15 protein-coding genes are annotated in these 17,796 nt (G+C 73.2%); 11 read left to right on the plus strand and 4 right to left on the minus strand.

The genetic code is table 11. The features are described 5' to 3' along the window. Positions 1–81 precede the first annotated feature (81 nt). Positions 82–3,291: a SulP family inorganic anion transporter gene (locus tag PV682_RS38750; RefSeq protein ID WP_319736868.1), complete on the minus strand. Its 3,210-nt coding sequence runs from the start codon at positions 3,289–3,291 to the stop codon at positions 82–84. 290 nt (positions 3,292–3,581) lie between these two features. Between PV682_RS38750 and PV682_RS38755 the strand changes: the two genes are divergently transcribed. Next, on the plus strand, positions 3,582–4,865 hold the full coding sequence (locus tag PV682_RS38755; RefSeq protein ID WP_319736869.1) for a polysaccharide deacetylase family protein: 1,284 nt from the start codon (positions 3,582–3,584) through the stop codon (positions 4,863–4,865). Here the strand turns inward: PV682_RS38755 and PV682_RS38760 are convergent. Next, positions 4,855–5,835 (minus strand): ATP-binding protein, encoded by a 981-nt coding sequence (locus PV682_RS38760; RefSeq protein WP_319736872.1) that lies wholly within the window; start codon positions 5,833–5,835, stop codon positions 4,855–4,857. The two genes, PV682_RS38755 and PV682_RS38760, sit on opposite strands and share 11 nt — an antisense overlap. A 101-nt stretch (positions 5,836–5,936) precedes the next feature. Between PV682_RS38760 and PV682_RS38765 the strand changes: the two genes are divergently transcribed. Next, positions 5,937–6,752 carry a Fic family protein gene (locus tag PV682_RS38765; RefSeq protein WP_319736873.1) on the plus strand — a complete coding sequence of 272 codons (816 nt, stop codon included), beginning with the start codon at positions 5,937–5,939 and terminating at the stop codon, positions 6,750–6,752. A gap of 388 nt (positions 6,753–7,140) precedes the next feature. Here PV682_RS38765 and PV682_RS38770 read toward each other — a convergent pair whose 3' ends face one another. Beyond that, on the minus strand, positions 7,141–7,968 hold the full coding sequence (locus PV682_RS38770) for an HAD family hydrolase (protein WP_319736875.1): 828 nt from the start codon (positions 7,966–7,968) through the stop codon (positions 7,141–7,143). Between the two features lie 675 nt (positions 7,969–8,643). Here PV682_RS38770 and ssd point away from each other — a divergent pair. The 7 genes from ssd to PV682_RS38805 all read left to right on the plus strand — a co-directional run bounded on the left by ssd (position 8,644) and on the right by PV682_RS38805 (position 14,177). Further along, the gene (gene ssd, locus PV682_RS38775; RefSeq protein ID WP_319736876.1) at positions 8,644–9,774 is read left to right on the plus strand and encodes a septum site-determining protein Ssd; all 1,131 of its coding nucleotides are present in this window, start codon (positions 8,644–8,646) and stop codon (positions 9,772–9,774) included. A gap of 187 nt (positions 9,775–9,961) precedes the next feature. Next, a complete protein-coding gene (locus PV682_RS38780) occupies positions 9,962–11,113 on the plus strand; it encodes a TadA family conjugal transfer-associated ATPase (protein WP_319736877.1) in 1,152 nt (383 codons plus the stop codon). Beyond that, positions 11,110–11,970 carry a type II secretion system F family protein gene (locus PV682_RS38785; RefSeq protein ID WP_319736879.1) on the plus strand — a complete coding sequence of 287 codons (861 nt, stop codon included), beginning with the start codon at positions 11,110–11,112 and terminating at the stop codon, positions 11,968–11,970. Before PV682_RS38780 ends, PV682_RS38785 begins: the two co-directional genes overlap by 4 nt. A gap of 275 nt (positions 11,971–12,245) precedes the next feature. After that, positions 12,246–13,034, plus strand: coding sequence for a type II secretion system F family protein (locus tag PV682_RS38790; RefSeq protein ID WP_319736880.1), 789 nt, complete (start codon positions 12,246–12,248; stop codon positions 13,032–13,034). A 318-nt stretch (positions 13,035–13,352) separates the two neighbouring features. After that, positions 13,353–13,490 (plus strand): DUF4244 domain-containing protein, encoded by a 138-nt coding sequence (locus PV682_RS44465; RefSeq protein ID WP_346426909.1) that lies wholly within the window; start codon positions 13,353–13,355, stop codon positions 13,488–13,490. Beyond that, positions 13,477–13,827 (plus strand): TadE family type IV pilus minor pilin, encoded by a 351-nt coding sequence (locus PV682_RS38800; RefSeq protein ID WP_319736881.1) that lies wholly within the window; start codon positions 13,477–13,479, stop codon positions 13,825–13,827. The genes PV682_RS44465 and PV682_RS38800 overlap by 14 nt, the downstream gene beginning before the upstream one ends. Continuing rightward, the gene (locus PV682_RS38805) at positions 13,824–14,177 is read left to right on the plus strand and encodes an Rv3654c family TadE-like protein (RefSeq protein WP_319736882.1); all 354 of its coding nucleotides are present in this window, start codon (positions 13,824–13,826) and stop codon (positions 14,175–14,177) included. The genes PV682_RS38800 and PV682_RS38805 overlap by 4 nt, the downstream gene beginning before the upstream one ends. Before the next feature lie 149 nt (positions 14,178–14,326). Here the strand turns inward: PV682_RS38805 and PV682_RS38810 are convergent, their stop codons facing one another. Continuing rightward, complete coding sequence (locus tag PV682_RS38810; protein WP_319736884.1) at positions 14,327–16,747, minus strand: DEAD/DEAH box helicase; 2,421 nt, start codon at positions 16,745–16,747, stop codon at positions 14,327–14,329. Positions 16,748–16,827: 80 nt separating this feature from the next. Here PV682_RS38810 and PV682_RS38815 point away from each other — a divergent pair, with 80 nt between their 5' ends. Both PV682_RS38815 and PV682_RS38820 read left to right on the plus strand, forming a co-directional pair. After that, positions 16,828–17,169 (plus strand): STAS domain-containing protein, encoded by a 342-nt coding sequence (locus PV682_RS38815; protein WP_055721907.1) that lies wholly within the window; start codon positions 16,828–16,830, stop codon positions 17,167–17,169. A gap of 108 nt (positions 17,170–17,277) precedes the next feature. Next, positions 17,278–17,670, plus strand: a complete 393-nt coding sequence (locus tag PV682_RS38820) for an ATP-binding protein (RefSeq protein WP_319736887.1) — start codon at positions 17,278–17,280, stop codon at positions 17,668–17,670. Positions 17,671–17,796 lie beyond the last annotated feature (126 nt).

Below are 17,796 nucleotides of genomic sequence, written 5' to 3' on the forward strand. Positions count from 1 at the left end.
GGAGGGGGAGTTCAGCGGGTGTAACACCTTTCACACTTCGGGGGGTTGGGGTTCGAATTGCCGGTCCGTGGGGAGAGCGGCTCAGACCGGCCGGTCCGTCGTCCCCACGTGGTCGAAGACGCCTTCCGTCAACAGGTACGCCTGCGCCTCCCCCACATGGAAGTACATGCCGTGCAGCTCCAGCGCGCCGGTGCGCAGCGCGCGGGCCACCGACTCGTGCGCGCGCAGGTGGTCCAGCTGCTGGACGACGTTGGTCAGACACAGCTGCTCCACCGCGTCCGCCGGCGCCCGCCCGGCGAGCCTCGCCCACGCGCGGCTGTCGTCGGCCATCCGCTCCAGACTCGGGCGCCCGTGCCGCAGCCACCGCTTGAGCGGGGTCTGCGCGCCGCCCGGTTCGGTGGTCAGCAGCGCCTGCATCGCCCCGCAGCCGGAGTGCCCGCACACGGTGATCGAGCGCACGTTCAGCACGTCCACCGCGTACTCGATCGCCGCCGCCACGGAGTCGTCCCCGCTCTCCTCGCCGGGCATCGGCACGAGGTTCCCGACGTTCCGTACGACGAACAGGTCCCCCGGCCCGCTGGAGGTGATCATCGACGTCACGAGCCGGGAGTCCGCACAGGTCAGGAACAACTGCGCCGGCCGCTGCCCCTCCCTGGCCAGCCGCGCCAGCTCGCCCCTCACTCGCGGGGCGGTGTTGCGCTGGAACGCGCTGATGCCTCGGGCCAGTTGGTGTGCGCTGGGTGGGGGGACGGGGGTGGTGGGGGCGGTGCTTGCGGGGGTGCCGGGGGGTGTGGCGGCGGGGGCCTCGGGGCGGCCGGAGGAGGTGGGGGTGGCTCCGGCGGGGGGTGGTGTGCCGGGGTTCTGGGGCTGGTCGGGGCCGCAGGCGGTGCCGGTGCGGGTGGCTTCGGCGGGGGTGTTCGCGGGGCTGGACCCAGGGTGGCTGGTCCCGGTGGGGGTGTTTGCGGGGCTGGTCCTGGGACGGCCCCTCTCGGCAGGGGTGTTCGCGGGGCTGGACCCGGAGTGGCTGGTCGCGGTGGGTGTGCTTGTGGGGTCGGACCCGGGGTGGCCCCTCTCGGCGGAGCCGTTTTCGTCGCCGGTCTCGGAGTGGCCGGTCTCGGAGTGGCTGGTCTCGGCAGGGGTGCTTGTGGAGGGGCCGGTCCTGGGGTGGCCGTTCTCGGCGTGGGCGCCGGTGCGGCCGGTCCTGGCGCGGGCACCTGCCTGGTCGGCCCCGCCGTCCCCGGGCCCGGAGGCTCCGCCGCCCGATCCTGAGGCCGCTCCCTCCGGAGCCGAGGCTCCGCGCCTCGGCCTTGAGGCCTCACCCTCCGGCCCTGAAGCTTCGCCCCCCGGCCTCAAGCTTCCGCCGCCCGGCCCTGAAGCTTCGCCCCCCGGCCTCAAGCTTCCGCCGCCCGGCCCTGAAGCTTCGCCCCCCGGTCTCAAGCTTCCGCCGCCCGGTCCTGAAGCTTCGCCCCCCGGCCTCAAGCTTCCGCCGCCCGGCCCTGAAGCTTCGCCCCCCGGCCCCGAGCCCCCGCTGCCCACCCCCGAGGCTCCGCTCACCGAACCCCCGGCCCACCGCCAGTCCTCCGGCGGTACGCCGCTCTCGTCGCCCAGGCCCGACGCCCCCGCCACCTCGTGCGGAACCGGCATCAGGCTCCCGCACTGGTGGTTGCGCCACGGCGTCCAGGGCCGGCAGTGGCACTCGGTCGGCGCGGCGGGTGTGCGGCGTCCCGTGAGGTCGGCGGTGCCGCCCTGTGCGGTGTGGGTCTTGTGCCAGTCCTGGAGGGACTCGTACGCCGCGTGGTCCATGAAGGAGCCGTCGAGTTCGATGATCGCGTGCGCGCCCTGGGGGACGAGGTGGAGGGTGCGGCTGAGGCGGGGGACGGCGAGGAAGGTCAGCTGGCCCCGGACGTGGATGTGGTGGACGCCGCCTTCCTCGGCGTGGGTGATGCGCGTGCGCGCGAGGCGGCGCAGGGCGACGGCCACGGCGACGGCGATCCCGAGGAGGACGCCCTCCAGGACGCCCAGGAAGACGACGCCGAGGGTGGTGACCGCGTACACCAGCGCCTCGCGGTGGCGCGTCACCGTACGGATGTGGTGCAGCGACACCATCTGGATGCCGACGGCCATGACCAGCGCGGCGAGCGCGGCCAGCGGGATCAGCTCCAGCACCGGGACCAGCAGCAGCGCGGCGATCACCACGAGAACGCCGTGCAGCATCGTGGAGTTCCGGCTCACCGCGCCCGCGTGCACGTTTGCGGAGCTGCGCACGGCGACCCCGGCGACGGGCAGGCCGCCGAGCGCGCCGGAGACGATGTTCGCGGCGCCCTGGCCGAGGAGTTCGCGGTCGAGGTCGGAGCGGCCCACGCGCGGGGCGGGCGCGGGCGGCAGGGGAGCGGGGCCGCCGCCGGTGACCGGGGTCGTCGCCTGCCGGGCGGCGATCATCTTGTCGACGGCGACCGCGCCCAGCAGCGACTGCACGCTGCACACCAGCGTGATCGTCAGCACGGCGGCGACGATGCCGAGCACCGGCCCTTCGGGGAGTCCGGCGAGCGCGTGGCTGGACCAGGACGGCAGGTCGACCTTGGGGAGCGTGAGGGAGGCGAGCGCGGCGACGGCGGTGGCGCCGGTGACGGCGACGAGCGCGGCGGGGATCTTCCGCAGGAGCCGCCCGAGGCGCCCGGGGATGCGGGGCCACAGCAGCAGGAGCGTCAGCGTGAGCGCGCTGACCGTGACGGCGCCCGGGTGCAGTCCGGCGAGCTGCGCGGGCAGGGCGCGGAGGTTGTCCAGGACGGAGCTCTGCGGACTGCCGCCGAGGACGATGTGCAGCTGCGCGACGGCGATGGTGACGCCGATGCCGGCGAGCATGCCGTGGACGACGGCGGGGCTGACGGCGAGCGCGGTGCGCGCGACGCGCAGGCAGCCGAGGGCGAGCTGGGCGAGTCCGGCGAGGACGGTGATGGCGCAGGTCGTGCGCCAGCCGTAGCGCTGGATGAGGTCGGCGGTGACCACCGTGAGCCCGGCGGCCGGGCCGCTGACCTGCAACGGGGACCCGCCGAGCCGCCCGGCGACCAGCCCGCCGACGGCGGCGGCGACCAGGCCCGCCTGGAGGGGGGCGCCGGTGGCGAGCGCGATGCCGAGGGAGAGGGGCAGCGCGATCAGGAAGACGGCGACCGAGGCGGAGACGTCGGCTCCGGCGAGGCGGAAGCGGCGGCGCGGCGGCGGGCTGTGCGGCCGGTGGCTGCGCGGGGTGTGGTCGTGGGGGTCGATGGCTCGGGTGGGGGCGCAGGCGAACATGGTCCCGTCTCCTCCGGGGCAGCGCGGTCGCGGAACTCGCGGCCGTGGGTCACGGCAATACAGCGGCGGGATGAAGCAACGCTCGGTAAACGGATCGTAATGCAGAGTAAAGTCCAGGAATAGAACTGGCGAGCAAATGGGCTAGTAATTCACTCCTCGGGATGAAGTGGGTATTTGATCGGCTTGTCGTACTAATTCAATTCCGGTCCCGTGCGACCTTGGCGGCGCCGTCGGCTCGCCCCGGCGGCCCACCACCGTCGCGCCGGGAACTCCGGGAAAGAAGGATGCTGATGGCCGCCACCCAGAGGATCGCCGCGTGCGCAGTGCTCGCCGCGGCCGTCGCCACGTCGCTCGCCGGCTGCGCGGGCACCGGCCCGTCCGGCGCCAAGGAGGGGGCGCGGGGCCCGCAGAAGGCGAAGCCGGCCGCCCCGGCGCCGAAGAGCGCCGTACGCCTCATCGGGGACGGGTCCACCGCCTACACCGGGGCCCAGCCCCACCTGCCCCGCCCCGAGCGCCTCGCGCCGGGCGCGAAGCCGCCGCAGTTCGTGGTCTTCTCCTGGGACGGCGCGGGCGAGGACAGTCAGAAGCTGTTCTCGCACTTCCGGGGGGTCGCCAAGGCCAACCACGCGACGATGACGTACTTCCTCAGCGGCGTGTACCTGCTGCCCGAGGAGAAACGTGACCTCTACCGGCCGCCGCAGCACTCGCCGGGCCGCTCCGACATCGGCTTCAACGACGAGCAGGGCATCGCCGACACCGTCAAGCAACTGCGCCTGGCCTGGCTGGAGGGCAACGAGGTCGGCACCCACTTCAACGGCCACTTCTGCGGCAAGGGCGGCGGGGTCGGCGAGTGGTCGGTGGACGACTGGAAGGACGAGATCGCCCAGGCCAAACGATTCGTCAAGACCTGGAAGACCAACACCGGGATGACGAAGGCGGCGCCCCTGCCCTTCGACTACGACAAGGAACTCGTCGGCGCCCGCACGCCCTGCCTCGAAGGCCAGAAGAACTTCCGCAAGGCCGCCCGCGAACTCGGCTTCCGCTACGACACCAGCGGCGTCAACAACCAGCTGTGGCCCGGCAAGAAGGAAGGGCTGTGGGACCTGTCCATGCAGCTCGTGCCCTTCCCCGGACACTCCTACGAGCAGCTCACCATGGACTACAACTTCATGGTCAACCAGTCCGGCACCACCACCCAGGGCGACCCCGGCAAGCACGAGTACTGGGGCGACCAGATGCGCGACGGCCTCCTCAAGGGCTTCCACCGCGCCTACGACGGCAACCGCGCGCCCCTGGTCATCGGCAACCACTTCGAGTCCTGGAACGGCGGCACCTACATGCGCGCCGTCGAGGAGACCATCGAGCGGGTCTGCAACAAGCCCGACGTCCGCTGCGTCTCCTTCCGCCAGCTCTCCGACTGGCTCGACGCCCAGGACCCGAAGGTGCTGGCGAAACTCCGCACCCTCGGCGTCGGCGAGGCCCCGAAGCAGGGCTGGACGGCCTTCCTGAGCGCCCGCCCGGCCCCCGCCCCGAAGGGCGTCCCCGGGGCCCCGGCCGCGACCGTCACGCGGTAACCGCGAGCCCCTCGCCGAGCACGAAGCCGGGGTCGACCTGCGCCGCCAGGTCGGCCCCGGTGCGCGCGTTCCCCCACGACTCGGCGTTCTTCAGGTGGAAGTGCACCATCTGGCGCGTGTACCGCTGCCAGTCGCGGCGGGCGTACGACGCGTCGGCGGCCGACCGCAGCCGCTCCAGGGCCGTACGGTTCGCCTCCTCCAGGGACGCGAACCGGGGCGGGCGGCCCTTCTCCATGGCGCGCACCCAGTCCGAGTGGCCGACGGTCACCAGCAGGTCGTCCCCGACCTCCGCGCGCAGGAAGTCCACGTCGTCCGGGCCCTGCACCTTGTTGCCGACGACCTTCAGCTCGACGCCGAAGTCCCGGGCGTACTCCTTGTACTGGCGGTAGACGGAGACCCCCTTGCGGGTCGGCTCGGCGACGAGGAACGTGATGTCGAAGCGGGTGAACATGCCGGACGCGAAGGAGTCCGAACCTGCCGTCATGTCCACCACGACGTATTCGCCCGGGCCGTCCACCAGATGGTTGAGACACAGCTCGACTGCCCCCGTCTTGGAGTGGTAGCAGGCGACCCCGAGGTCGGCGTCCGTGAACTGGCCCGTGACCATCAAACGGACGGCGCCGCCGTCGAGTTCCACACTCCGGGCACATTTCTCGTAGACCGGGTTGTCCTCGCACACCCGCAGCAGCCGGGAGCCCTCGCCGGGCGGGGTGGTCTTGATCATCGTCTCGGCCGAGGCGATGCGCGGGTTGTCGCCGCGCAGGTAGTCCTTGATCAGCGGCAGGTGCTCGCCCAGCGCGGGCAGGGCCGCGGCCTGGTCCTCGTCGAGGCCGAGCGCGGGCCCCAGGTGCTGGTTGATGTCCGCGTCGACCGCGATCACGGGCGCGCCGAGGGCGGCGAGCTGCCGGACGAACAGGGAGGAGAGCGTCGTCTTGCCGCTACCGCCCTTCCCGACGAAAGCAATTTTCATGTTCACGAAGGGTAGTGGCCCGCTGGCGCTACGTGGCAGGGGTGCGTGAAGAAGACCACTCCTTCGAGGGGCGCGGGCGCGGGGTGGCTACTGTCGTACCCATGAGTACGACCGCCGATCCTCTTGTGGCCCTGGGCGAGCTGCCCGGGGTGGCCGAGTCCGTGGAGTCCGTCCGCAAGGCCGTGGACCGGGTCTACGGCCACCGCGTCATGCGCCGCCGCAGCACCGCCGTCACCTCCGAGGCCGCCCTGCGCGGCGCGCGCGGGTCGGCCGCGCTGGCCGGTGCGGACTGGGCGCTCGAAGAGGTGCGGCGGCGCTCCGACTTCGGCGCCGACGAACAGGCGCGCGTGGTGGGCGCCGCGCTGAGGCTGAGCGCCGAGGCGGGCCAGCTGCTGTCCGTGTGGCGGCAGTCGCCGCTGCGCGTGCTCGCGCGCCTGCACCTGGTCGCCGCGGCCGAGCAGAGCGGCGAGACCGGGCGCCCCCGGCAGGACGGCGAGCCCGTCGACGAACCCCTCGTCGAACTCCCCCTGCCGAGCGCCGCCGAGGTCTCCGCGCGCCTGGAGGGCCTCTCCGGGCTGATCGTCGCCGGCAGCTCCGCGCCCGCGCTGGTGAGCGCCGCCGTCGTCCACGGCGAACTCCTCGCGCTGCGGCCGTTCACCTCCCACAACGGGCTCGTCGCGCGCGCCGCCGCGCGCATCGTCCTGATCGGCACCGGCCTCGACCCCAAGTCGATCTGCCCCGCCGAGGTGGGACACGCGGAGCTGGGGCGGGCCGCCTACCTCGCGGCCCTGGAGGGGTACGTCTCCGGGACGCCCGAGGGGGTCGGGGCGTGGATCACGCACTGCGGGCAGGCGGTGGAGCTGGGGGCGCGGGAGTCGACGGCGGTGTGCGAGGCGCTCCAGCGCGGGGCGGCTTGATCTGCGGGCGCCCGCGCGGGGGCGTGCGTTTGCCGGCGGGTGCTCTCGCGCGCGGGCGCGGGCAATAGCGCAGGCAATAAAGTGCGGCGGTACGACATCCGTACCGCCGCTGGCATGTTCACCGGGTTACCAAGCGTCCTCGAAATGTTGCCCATCAGGTCGGGAGCTTCGCCCGTCACCTGGTGCGGCTGGCCCGTAATCGACGGGTCGACGTCGCGTGGGTGCCCTGTTCACATGCTCGGTCCGTGGGGCCATGTGCGTCAGTCAGGTGATCCTCTCGGATGTCCTTCGGTCTCGCGGGCCGTGTCTTCCTTTGTACTCCCGGACCCGGGAGAGCGAAAGTCCTGACCGCGATTCTTTGCTTTTGGCCGCAAACGGGGGCATTGGGTCAGGTCAGCGGGGGCCGCTTCCGGTTGACGTACCAGACGAGCCCGGCCGTCGCCGCCGCCGCGCCCACGGCCGCCGCCGCGACCAGCGCCGGGCGGGGGGCGAACGAGGGGATGCGCTGCTTGAGCCGTACCGGGCGGTGGAAGTCGAGAATCTGCCACCCGCGCGCGAGCGCCTCGCGGCGCAGGGCGCGGTCGGGGTTCACCGCGTGCGGGTGCCCGACCGACTCCAGCATCGGCAGGTCCGTCGCGGAGTCGCTGTACGCGTAGCAGCGCTCCAGGTCGTAGCCCTCGGACTCGGCCAGCTCCCTGATCGCCTCCGCCTTCGTCGGGCCGTAGGCGTAGTACTCGACCTCGCCGGTGTAGCAGCCGTCGTCGCCCACGACCATCCGGGTCGCCACCACCCGGTCGGCGCCCAGGAGTTCGCCGATCGGTTCGACGACCTCGGCGCCCGAGGTGGAGACGATGACGACGTCCCGGCCGGCCGTGTGGTGCTCCTCGATGAGGGAGGCGGCCTCGTCGTAGATGATCGGGTCGATCAGGTCGTGCAGGGTCTCGGCGACGATCTCCTTCACCTGCTCGACGTTCCAGCCGCGCACCAGCGCGGAGAGGTACTCGCGGGTGCGTTCCATCTGCTCGTGGTCCATACCGCCCACGAGGAAGACGAACTGGGCATATGCGGTGCGCAAGGCCGCCCTGCGGTTGATCAGGCCGCCTTGGTAGAAGGACTTGCCGAAGGTGAGAGTGCTCGACTTGGCAATGACCGTCTTGTCCAGGTCGAAGAAGGCCGCAGTCCGGGGAGAGGAGTGGTTTTCCACGTCCCTGAGCATAGGTGCAGCCCATTCGGCGTAAGGTGAGGCGTGTGGGTTTGCCTGAGAGGGCTCTCGGGTACACCATGGAAGTCACGGATCGTTCGCGACCGTGCTAACCCGGCCCGACTCCTCCCCCCCCGAGTAGGGCCGTGGAGACGACCCCCACTCTCCCCCCCGGTGGGGGTCGTCGCATGTCCGGGTGGGTTTTCCCCTTCTTCCCGCGGTGATCGCGCCGTACGAGGCGGCTCCGGCCGCCTCTTTCGCATGCCCGCAGAGCATCACCGAGCGTAGTCGTGATGATGCTCTGCGGAGATCGCCCAGGTGGGGCGAGGGAGTCCGAGGGGGCGGGGGTGGTGACTTCGCGGGAGTGAGGGCGGGGGTTTTGCCGACAGTCCGTCGGGATTTCCGGGTGGGGAAGTCGGCCGGAAGTCGGACCGGCAGTTGGAGCGGAAGTCGGACCGGAAGTCAGCGGAAGTCGGGGGGCTCACCGGTTCGGGTGACGGAGATATCCACAGGCCGTCCTCCATCCACAGTTTTCGACCAAGATCCACACGATTTCCCGGGCCGCCGCATCGTGATTCCACCGCGTCGGGCAGGGCCGAGTTCGGGGCCCGTTCCGCTTTTCGGACGCGGGGGTGGCCGGTTTCCGTCCGGCCGCCGATGTCGGTCGATTGCGAGAAGGGGGAGGAAACCGTGTCCGGATCCGTCACACACGACCCGCCGTCCACAGCTCCGGGGCGGCCGGGCAGGCCGCTCATCGTCACCGAGGACGCGTGCCTGCTGGACGACCTGCTGCGGCTGTGCGCCGCCGCCGGCGCGACACCCGAGGTGCATCCCGCGCTGCCGCAGCGCCGGGGCGTCTGGGAGTCCGCGCCGCTGATCCTCGTCGGCGACGACGCCGCCCGGCGCGTACGGCACTCCGCGCGCCGCAGGGGCGTCGTGCTCGTCGGGCGCGACCAGGACGACCCCGACGTGTGGCGGCTCGCCGTCGAGATCGGGGCCGACCACGTGCTGGTGCTGCCCGACGGGGAGCAGTGGCTCGTCGACCGGATCGCCGACGTCGCCGAGGGCGTGGGGCGGCCCGCCCTCACGGTCGGCGTCATCGGCGGGCGCGGGGGCGCCGGCGCCTCCACGCTCGCCTGCGCCCTCGCGGTGACCTCCGCGCGGGAAGGGCTGCGCACGCTCCTCGTCGACGCCGACCCGCTCGGCGGCGGGCTCGACGTCCTGCTCGGCGGGGAGACCGCGAAGGGGCTGCGCTGGCCCGCCTTCGCCGCCTCCCGGGGGCGGGTCGGCGGGGGCGCGCTGGAGGAGTCGCTGCCCGAGCTGCACGCGCTGCGGGTGCTCAGCTGGGACCGCGGGGACTGCGTCGCGGTCCCGCCGCAGGCCGTCCGCGCGGTCCTCGCCGCCGCGCGGCGCCGGGGCGGGACCGTCGTCGTCGACCTGCCCCGCCGCTTCGACGACGGCGTCGCCGAGGCGCTCGCCCAGGTCGACCTGGGGCTCCTGGTCGTCCCCGCGGAACTCCGCGCCGTCGCCGCGGCCGGACGCGTCGCCTCGGCCGTCGGCATGGTCCTGCGGGACCTCCGCGTCGCCGTCCGCGCGCCGTGCGTACCCGGCCTCGACGACCACGAGGTCTCCCGGCTCCTTCGGCTCCCGCTGGCCGGCGAAGTCCCGCTGGACCCGGCGCTGTTGAAGGCGGACACGGGGCGCAGGCCGCCGGGGGCGGCGGCCCGGGGGCCGCTGGGGCGGTTCTGCAAGGAGTTCTGGGAGCGGGCGTTGGTGGAGGGCGGTGGGGGTGAGCGGGGGGTTCAGGGGGCGGTGAGGTGAGGGGGCGGGGGCGGCTTGGCGGGGGGTGGTCGCGGCTACGCGCGCCGGGTGCGGCTCGGCGGGCGCGGTCGGGCCGGGTTCGGGGGCGTCTGTAGCGCGGCGTTCGGGAGTTGTTCGGGTGCGTGTGCGTGTGCGTGTGCGTGTGCGTGTGCGGGTTCGTGTTCGTGTTCGTCGAGAGGAGAGCGTTGTGAGTGTCGAGTTGTTGGACGGGGTGCGGCAGTGGCTGGCCGTCAGCGGAGGTGAGCCGACGCCGGCCCGGGTGGCTCAGGCCCTGCGGGAGCAGGGGCGGGTGCTGGGGGATGCCGAGGTGCTCGGGGCGGCCGATCGGCTGCGGTCGGAGCTGGTGGGGAGCGGGCCGCTGGAGCCGTTGTTGGGGGACGGGTCGGTGACCGATGTGCTGGTGTCCGCGCCTGATCGGGTCTGGGTGGACCGGGGCGGCGGGCTGGAGCTGACCGGGGTCGCGTTCTCCGATGCCGCCGCCGTCCGGCGGCTCGCCCAGCGGCTCGCCGCTGTCGCGGGGCGGCGGCTCGACGACGCCAGGCCCTGGGTGGACGCGCGGCTGCCGGACGGGACGCGGCTGCACGCGGTGCTGCCGCCCGTCGCCGTGGGGTGCACGTGCCTGTCGCTGCGGGTCGTGCGGCCCAAGGCGTTCACGCTGGACGAGCTGGTGGCCGCCGGGACCGTGCCGCCGGGCGGGGACCGGGTGCTGCGGGCGCTCATGCGGGCGCGGCTGTCGTTCCTCGTCAGCGGCGGTACGGGCACCGGCAAGACGACGCTGCTGAGCGCCCTGCTGGGGCTGGTCGGGCCGGGCGAGCGGATCGTGCTCGCGGAGGACTCGGCCGAGCTGAGGCCCGATCACCCGCACGTCGTACGGCTGGAGAGCCGGCCCGCGAACCAGGAGGGTGCCGGGCTGGTCACGCTGGAGGACCTCGTACGGCAGGCGCTGCGGATGCGGCCGGACCGGCTGGTCGTCGGGGAGGTGCGCGGGGCCGAGGTCCTGGACCTGCTCGCGGCCCTCAACACCGGCCACGAGGGCGGCTGCGGGACGGTCCATGCCAACGCCGCGTCCGGCGTGCCCGCCCGCCTCGAAGCGCTCGGCACCGCCGCCGGGCTCGACCGGGCCGCGCTGCACAGCCAGGTGGCGGCGGCCCTGTCGGTCGTCCTGCACCTCGTGCGCGACGGGAGCGGGCGGCGCAGGATCGCCGAGGTGCACGTCCTGGAGCGCGACCCCGCAGGGCTCGTACGGACCGTGCCCGCGCTGCGGTGGGGCGCCGAGGCGTTCGTCCGGGAGACCGGGTGGGCGCGGCTGCGCGAGCTGCTCGGGGGTGAGGGGGCGTGACGTCGGCGTACGAACTGTCCCTGGGCGCGGCCGTCGCCTGCGCCGGGGTCGTGTTCTGGACGGTCGGGGAGCAGCGGCAAGGGGTCCGGCGGGCTCGGCTGATGCTCGCCGGGGGCGGGGTCGTCGTGGACGGCGGGTGGGACGCCGGGCTGGAGTGGCGGCGCGTGCGGGAGCGGTGGCGGGCCGAGTGGTGGGCGCCCGTCGCCGGGGTCGCCTTCGGGGTGTTCGGGGCGTCTCTGCTGCCCGTGCTCGCCGGGGTCGCCGCGGTGCCGCTCGTACGGAGGCTGCGGCTGGCCGCCGAGGCCCGGCGGGAGCGTGAGGGCCGGGTCGACGCGGTGATCGGGCTGTGCGCGGCCCTCGCCGGGGAGGTGCGGGCGGGGCGGCAGCCCGGGGAGGCGCTGTCGCTGGCCGCGCGGGAGTCCGCCGGGCTCGACGAGGCTCGGGCGGGGGTGCTGGCCGCCGCGCGGTTCGGCGGGGATGTGCCGGCCGCCCTCGCGGTCGCCGCTCGGCAGCCCGGCGCGGAGGGGTTGCTGGGGGTCGCCGCGTGCTGGCGGGTCGCCGTCGACCAAGGGGCTGGGCTGGCCGCCGGGCTCGATCGGGTGGAGGAGGCGTTGCGCGCGGAGCGGGACCAACGGGCGGATCTGCGGGCCCAGTTGGCTGGGCCTCGGGCCACCGCGGTGATGTTGGCGGGGTTGCCGGTGGTGGGGCTGGGGCTGGGGGCGGCGGTCGGGGCGGATCCGTTGGGGGTGTTGTTGCACTCCGGGGTGGGGGTGGGGTGCCTGGTGGTGGGCGGGGTGCTGGAGGCGGCGGGGGTGTGGTGGGTGGCTCGGATCGTTCGGGGGGCTGAGGTGGGGTGAGGGGCGTGGGCGGGGGCGGGGTGGCGGTGCGGGGCTTTGGCGCGGGCGTGAGGGCGGGGTTCGGTTCGGGAGGTGACGAGGCGGGAGGTCGGTTCGGGGCGGAGGTTCAGGAAGGGACGAGTTGGGAGGTCTGTTCGGGGCGTGGAGGTTCGGGAGGCGAGGGGATCGGTCTGCGAGGGCGAGCGGTGTTCGGAGGGTTTCGGAGAGAGGTGGCGTGACGTGTCGGGTGTGCCGGGTTTCGATCGGTTCAGGGTGTCTGGAGAGGTGGTGGAGCGGTGAGTCAGGAAGTTGTCCACAGGCTGGGGGTGGCTCTGGGGGTGCTGGTGGCGCTCGGGTGGGGGCTGCGGGGCGTGGAGAAGGTTCGGCGGGAGCGGAGGGTTCGGAGGCGGCTCGCGGAGCTGATGGCTCTGCGGATGGTGGCCGAGGCGAGTGTGCCGAGGGTGCGGGTGTGGGAGCTGGGGCGGCGGTGGGGGCCCGAGATGGGGGTCGTGGGGGCCACCTGGGTGCTTGTCGGTGGCGGGCTCGGGGGCGTGCTCGGGGTGGTGGGGGCGGTTGCGGTGTGGCGGTGGCGGCGGGCGCGGGAGCGGGGTGCCGGGGAGCGGGGTGAGGTGGTCGATGCCGTGGCCGCGGCTCGGCAACTTCCCCTGGCCGCGGATCTGTTGGCCGCTTGCGTTGCCGCCGGGGCCGGGCCTGTCGTCGCGGCTCAGGCCGTGGGGGAGGCGCTTGGCGGGCCTGTCGGGGAGGGGCTTGCGCGGGGGGCCGCCGAGGTGCGGCTCGGGGGTGAACCCGGGGATGCGTGGGGGCGGTTGGCCCGGGTGCCGGGGGCGGAGGGGCTGGCTCGGGTTCTTGAGCGGGCCGATGTGTCCGGGTTGCCCGCGGCTGGGCCTGTGGCGCGGATCGCCGCGGATGCCCGGGCCGAGCGGTTGCGGGCGGCCACGGCTCGGGCTCGGCGGGCCGGGGTGTGGGTCACGGCTCCGGTGGGGCTGTGCTTTCTGCCGGCGTTCGTGGTGCTGGGGGTGGTGCCGGTGATGGTGGGGCTGGCGGGAGGGGTGATGGGTGGGTGAGGGCTGGGGAGTGAGGGCGGAGTGCGTGGTCGAGAGCGGTGTGAAGCGATGAGAGATGGACTGTTGGAGGTCGGGATGTATCAGGTCGGGATGGGTCGGGTCGGTGTGAGCCGGGCCGGAGCGGTTCGAGTGGGCGCGAGTCGGGTCGGTGTGAGCCGGGGCGGCACGAACCAGGTCGGCGTGAGTCGGGGCGCAGCAAGGCGGGTCGGGGTGCGTTCTGTCGGGAAGGGGCAGGGGGCGGTGTGGCGGGCCGTGCGGGCTCGGGTGCGTGGGTGGGGTTGTCGGGTGCGTGCTCGGAGGGGTGGGCGGGATGCCGGCATGGCGACTTCTGAGTACGCCGTCGGGATCTTGGTCGCCGTCGCGTTCGCGATGGCCTTCTACAAGGTCGTGACCAGTGCTGCCGTGTCCGGGCAGTTGGCGTCGATCGTTTCGAGGGCGCTCAGTGCGGCGGTGTGAGGGGGATCGGGGGTTCGTCACCGCCGAGGCGGCTGTGGTGTTGCCGGTGCTGGTCGCGTTTGCGATGGCGTTGGTCTGGGGGCTGCTGTCGGTCGTCGTGCAGATCCGGTGTGTGGATGCGGCGAGTGCCGGGGCGCGGGCCGCTGCGCGGGAGGAGAGCGAGGAGGTGGTCGTCCGGGTCGTCCGGGCGACCGCCCCTCGGGGGGCGCGGGTGTCTGTCGGGCGGGAGGGGGATCAGGTTCGGGTGGTCGTCGTCGCCAAGCCGGTGGGGTTCGGGGGGGTGCCGTTCGAGGTGCGGGAGGAGGCTGTCGCGGTGGCTGAGGGGGTGGAGCGGTGAGAGGGGGGTCTCGGGATCGGGGGTCTGCGAGTGTGTGGGGAGTTGTGGTGGTCGCCGTGCTGTGTGCCGTGTTCGGGGCGGTGCTGGCGTTGGGGCAGGCCGTCGTCGTACGGCATCGGGCGACCGGTGGGGCGGACCTTGCGGCGTTGGCGGGGGCGGGGAGGGTGCTGGAGGGGGAGGAGGTGGCCTGCGAGCGGGCTCGGGGGGTGGCTCGGGCTCAGGGCGGGCGGGTGGTGCGGTGTGCTGTGGCGGGGGATGTCGTGGATCTGACGGTGGCGGTGGGCGTGGGGCCGTTCGAGGCGGAGGGGCGGGCTCGGGCGGGGGTTGTGGGGCCGGGGGAAGGGGGGTGAGGGCGGTGGGCCGGTGCGGGTTCGTCGTGGCTGGTCGCGCCCACGCGGCGGTAGCCGCACATCCAGCCCCGCGCCCCTGGGGGAGGTGGCTGTTCCCGGCGTTGATTTGGTGCCGGAGGTTTATGTTCCTGCCGCGCCACCCACCCCCTTCACGCCCCGCGCAGCAGCTCCCCCAGCAGTCGTATCGCCCCCCTCTTGTGCAACGGCTCGTTGCCGTTGCCGCACTTGGGGGACTGGATGCAGGAGGGGCAGCCGGCGTCGCAGGGGCAGGACTTGATGGCTTCCAGGGTTGCCGTGAGCCAGGTCCGCGCCGTGTGGAAGGCGCGTTCGGAGAAGCCCGCGCCGCCGGGGTGGCCGTCGTAGACGAAGACCGTCGGCAGCAGGGTGTCGGGGTGCAGGGGGATGGAGACGCCGCCGATGTCCCAGCGGTCGCAGGTCGCGAAGAGGGGGAGCATGCCGATGGAGGCGTGTTCGGCGGCGTGGAGGGCGCCGCCGAGGATCTCCGGGGGGATGGCGGCGTCGTCCAGCTGGGACTCCGTCACCGTCCACCACACCGCGCGCGTACGGAGTTTGCGGGGCGGGAGGTCCAGCTTCGTCTCGCCCAGGACCTCGCCCGTCAGAACCCGGCGGCGCAGGAACGACACCACCTGGTTGGTCACCTCGACGGAGCCGTAGTGCAGCGTCCCCTCGCCCCAGGGGATCTCGGCGTCGACGGACAGGACCGCGACAGCCGTCGTATCGCGGGCGATCGTCGAGTAGGGCGGGCTGGCCTCCTCGACCAACGCCGTGGAGTCGTCGAGATCCAGCGCGCGCACGAGATACGTACGGCCCTGATGCAGATGCACGGCCCCTTCGTGGACGCTCGTGTGCGCGGACCCGGCGTCGACGGTGCCCAGCAGCCGCCCCGTACCCGCCTCGACGATCTGGACCGGCGTACCCCCCTCGCCCCGGATGTCGGCGAGGTCGGCGGCCCGTTCCCGGCGGGTCCAGTGCCACGCCTTGGTGCGCCGGCGCAGCAGCCGCGCGGCCTCCAGCTGGGGGAGGAGGTCCTTGGTCGAGGGGCCGAACAGCTCGAAGTCGTCCTCGGTGAGCGGAAGTTCGGAGGCCGCCGCGCACAGGTGAGGGGCGAGGACGTACGGGTTGTCGGGGTCGAGGACCGTCGACTCGACGGGCTGGTCGAACAGCGCCTCGGGATGGTGGACGAGGAACGTGTCCAGCGGATCGTCCCGCGCGACGAGGACCGCGAGCGCCCCCTCGCCGCCCCGCCCCGCGCGCCCGGCCTGCTGCCACAGGGAGGCGCGGGTGCCGGGGTACCCGGCGATGAGGACCGCGTCGAGCCCGGAGACGTCCACGCCCAGCTCCAGCGCGGTCGTCGCGGCCAGCCCCAGCAACTCACCGGAGTGCAGCGCCTGTTCGAGCGCCCGCCGCTCCTCGGGCAGGTACCCGCCCCGGTACGCGGCCACCCGCCGCGCGAGCGACCGGTCGACCTCGGCCAGCCGCTCCTGCGCGATGACGGAGATCAGCTCGGCCCCGCGCCGGGAGCGCACGAAGGCGACCGTGCGCGCCCCCTGGACCGCGAGGTCGGTCAGCAGGTCGGCGGTCTCGGCGATCGCTGTACGCCGCACCGGGGCGCCCTTCTCGCCGTGCAGTTCGGTCAGCGGCGGCTCCCAGAGGGCGAAGACCAGCTCGCCGCGCGGGGAGGCGTCGTCGGCGACCTCGACGACCGGCAGGCCGGTCAGGCGCCCGGCGGTGACCGCGGGCTGCGCCGCGGTCGCGGAGGCCAGCAGGAACACCGGGGAGGAGCCGTACCGCGCGCACAGCCGCCGCAGCCGGCGCAGGACTTGTGCGACGTGGGAGCCGAACACGCCCCGGTAGGTGTGGCATTCGTCCACCACGACGTACTTCAGGGACTTCAGGAACGAGGACCAGCGCGGGTGCGAGGGGAGGATGCCGCGGTGCAGCATGTCGGGGTTGGTGAGGACGTACGTGCCGTACTGGCGGACCCACTCCCGCTCCTCGACCGGAGTGTCACCGTCGTACACGGCAGGACGCACCGCGGTGCCGAGAGGTTGTGAAAGTTCCTTCACGGATCGGAGCTGATCCGCCGCCAGCGCCTTCGTCGGAGCGAGGTACAGGGCTGTCGCGCCGCGGCCGTTGGGGGCCTCTGAGCCGTCCAGGAGGGCCGACAGGACGGGTACGAGATAAGCCAGCGACTTGCCCGAGGCGGTGCCTGTGGCGACGATCACCGACTCGCCGTCCAGGGCGTGTTCGGCGGCCAGCGCCTGGTGCGCCCAGGGGTCCTCGATGCCGTACTCCCGTACGGCCGCGATCACTTCCGCGCGGATCCGGTGCGGCCAGACGGCATGACGTCCCGCCCTCGGGGGCAAGTGCTCCGTATGGGTGATGCGCGAGGCGCGGTCGGACCCCGCGGCGAGGCTGTGCAGCAGCGCCTGCGGCGAGGGTCGATCGGATCGGTGATTCTTGGCCATCGGCACCGAGTGTGTCACCGGCGTGACGGACAATGGAGCGAAGGCGTCGTGCACGCCTGCCGGTAAGTGATTGAATGCCATCGCGGCTGGCGAACCGTCCAGGGGCTCCTGCCTAGGTGTCCCGAGGGGCGACCGCTCGATAGCAAGGTGCTGGAGGATCCGTGGACCTGTCCCTGTCGACCGAGACCATCGGCGATCGCACGATCGTCAAGGTCGGTGGCGAAATCGACGTATATACCGCGCCCAAGCTGCGCGAGCAGCTGGTCGAGCTGGTGAACGACGGGAATTTCCACCTCGTCGTGGACATGGAGGGCGTGGACTTCCTCGACTCCACCGGGCTCGGCGTGCTGGTCGGCGGCCTCAAGCGTGTGCGCGCCCACGAGGGCTCGCTGCGCCTGGTCTGCAACCAGGAGCGCATTCTGAAGATCTTCCGGATCACGGGGCTCACCAAGGTGTTCCCGATCCACACCTCGGTCGCGGAAGCCGTCGAGGCCACCGACTGACCTCCGCCCACCAGCGGTACGACGAACTGAACAACCGGGGGGACCGGGCCGCCGTTCACCGGCGGCCCGGCCTTCCCACAAGCACGCCCGTAGTTCCGAGGGGGACGCATGGCCACCGTTGAACTCCGCTTCAGCGCGCTGCCCGAGCACGTCAGGACCGCCCGACTGGTGGCGGCAGCGGTGGCGCGCAGGGCCGGAGTGGACGAGGCCGTACTCGACGAGGTCCGGCTCGCCGTCGGCGAGGCCTGTACGCGCGCGGTGGGGCTCCACCAGAGCGCGGGCCTCACCGCGCCCGTCAAGGTCGCGCTGATCGAGGAGGAGAAGCAGTTCTCCATCGAGGTCGGCGACGAGGCGCCGGTCGCCCACCCCGGCGTGGGGGCGTCGGGCGGCGCGGAGACCGAGGAGGACGACATGGGCCTCGCGGTCATCAGCGGGCTCGTGGACGACGTCCAGGTCACGCCGGGTCTCATCCGGATGACGTGGCCGACGACACCGGCGTAATACAGCGGCAGTACCCGAAGGGCCCCCGAGTGGGGCCCTTCGGCATGTGCGGGCACGCTCATTAACACTTACAGTGGTTTCGTCAAAAGAATCTTAATGCCCCCGCCGCATTACTTGACGCGACGG

The organism is Streptomyces niveiscabiei, assembly GCF_033794345.1.
Classification (GTDB): Bacteria; Actinomycetota; Actinomycetes; order Streptomycetales; family Streptomycetaceae; genus Streptomyces; species Streptomyces niveiscabiei.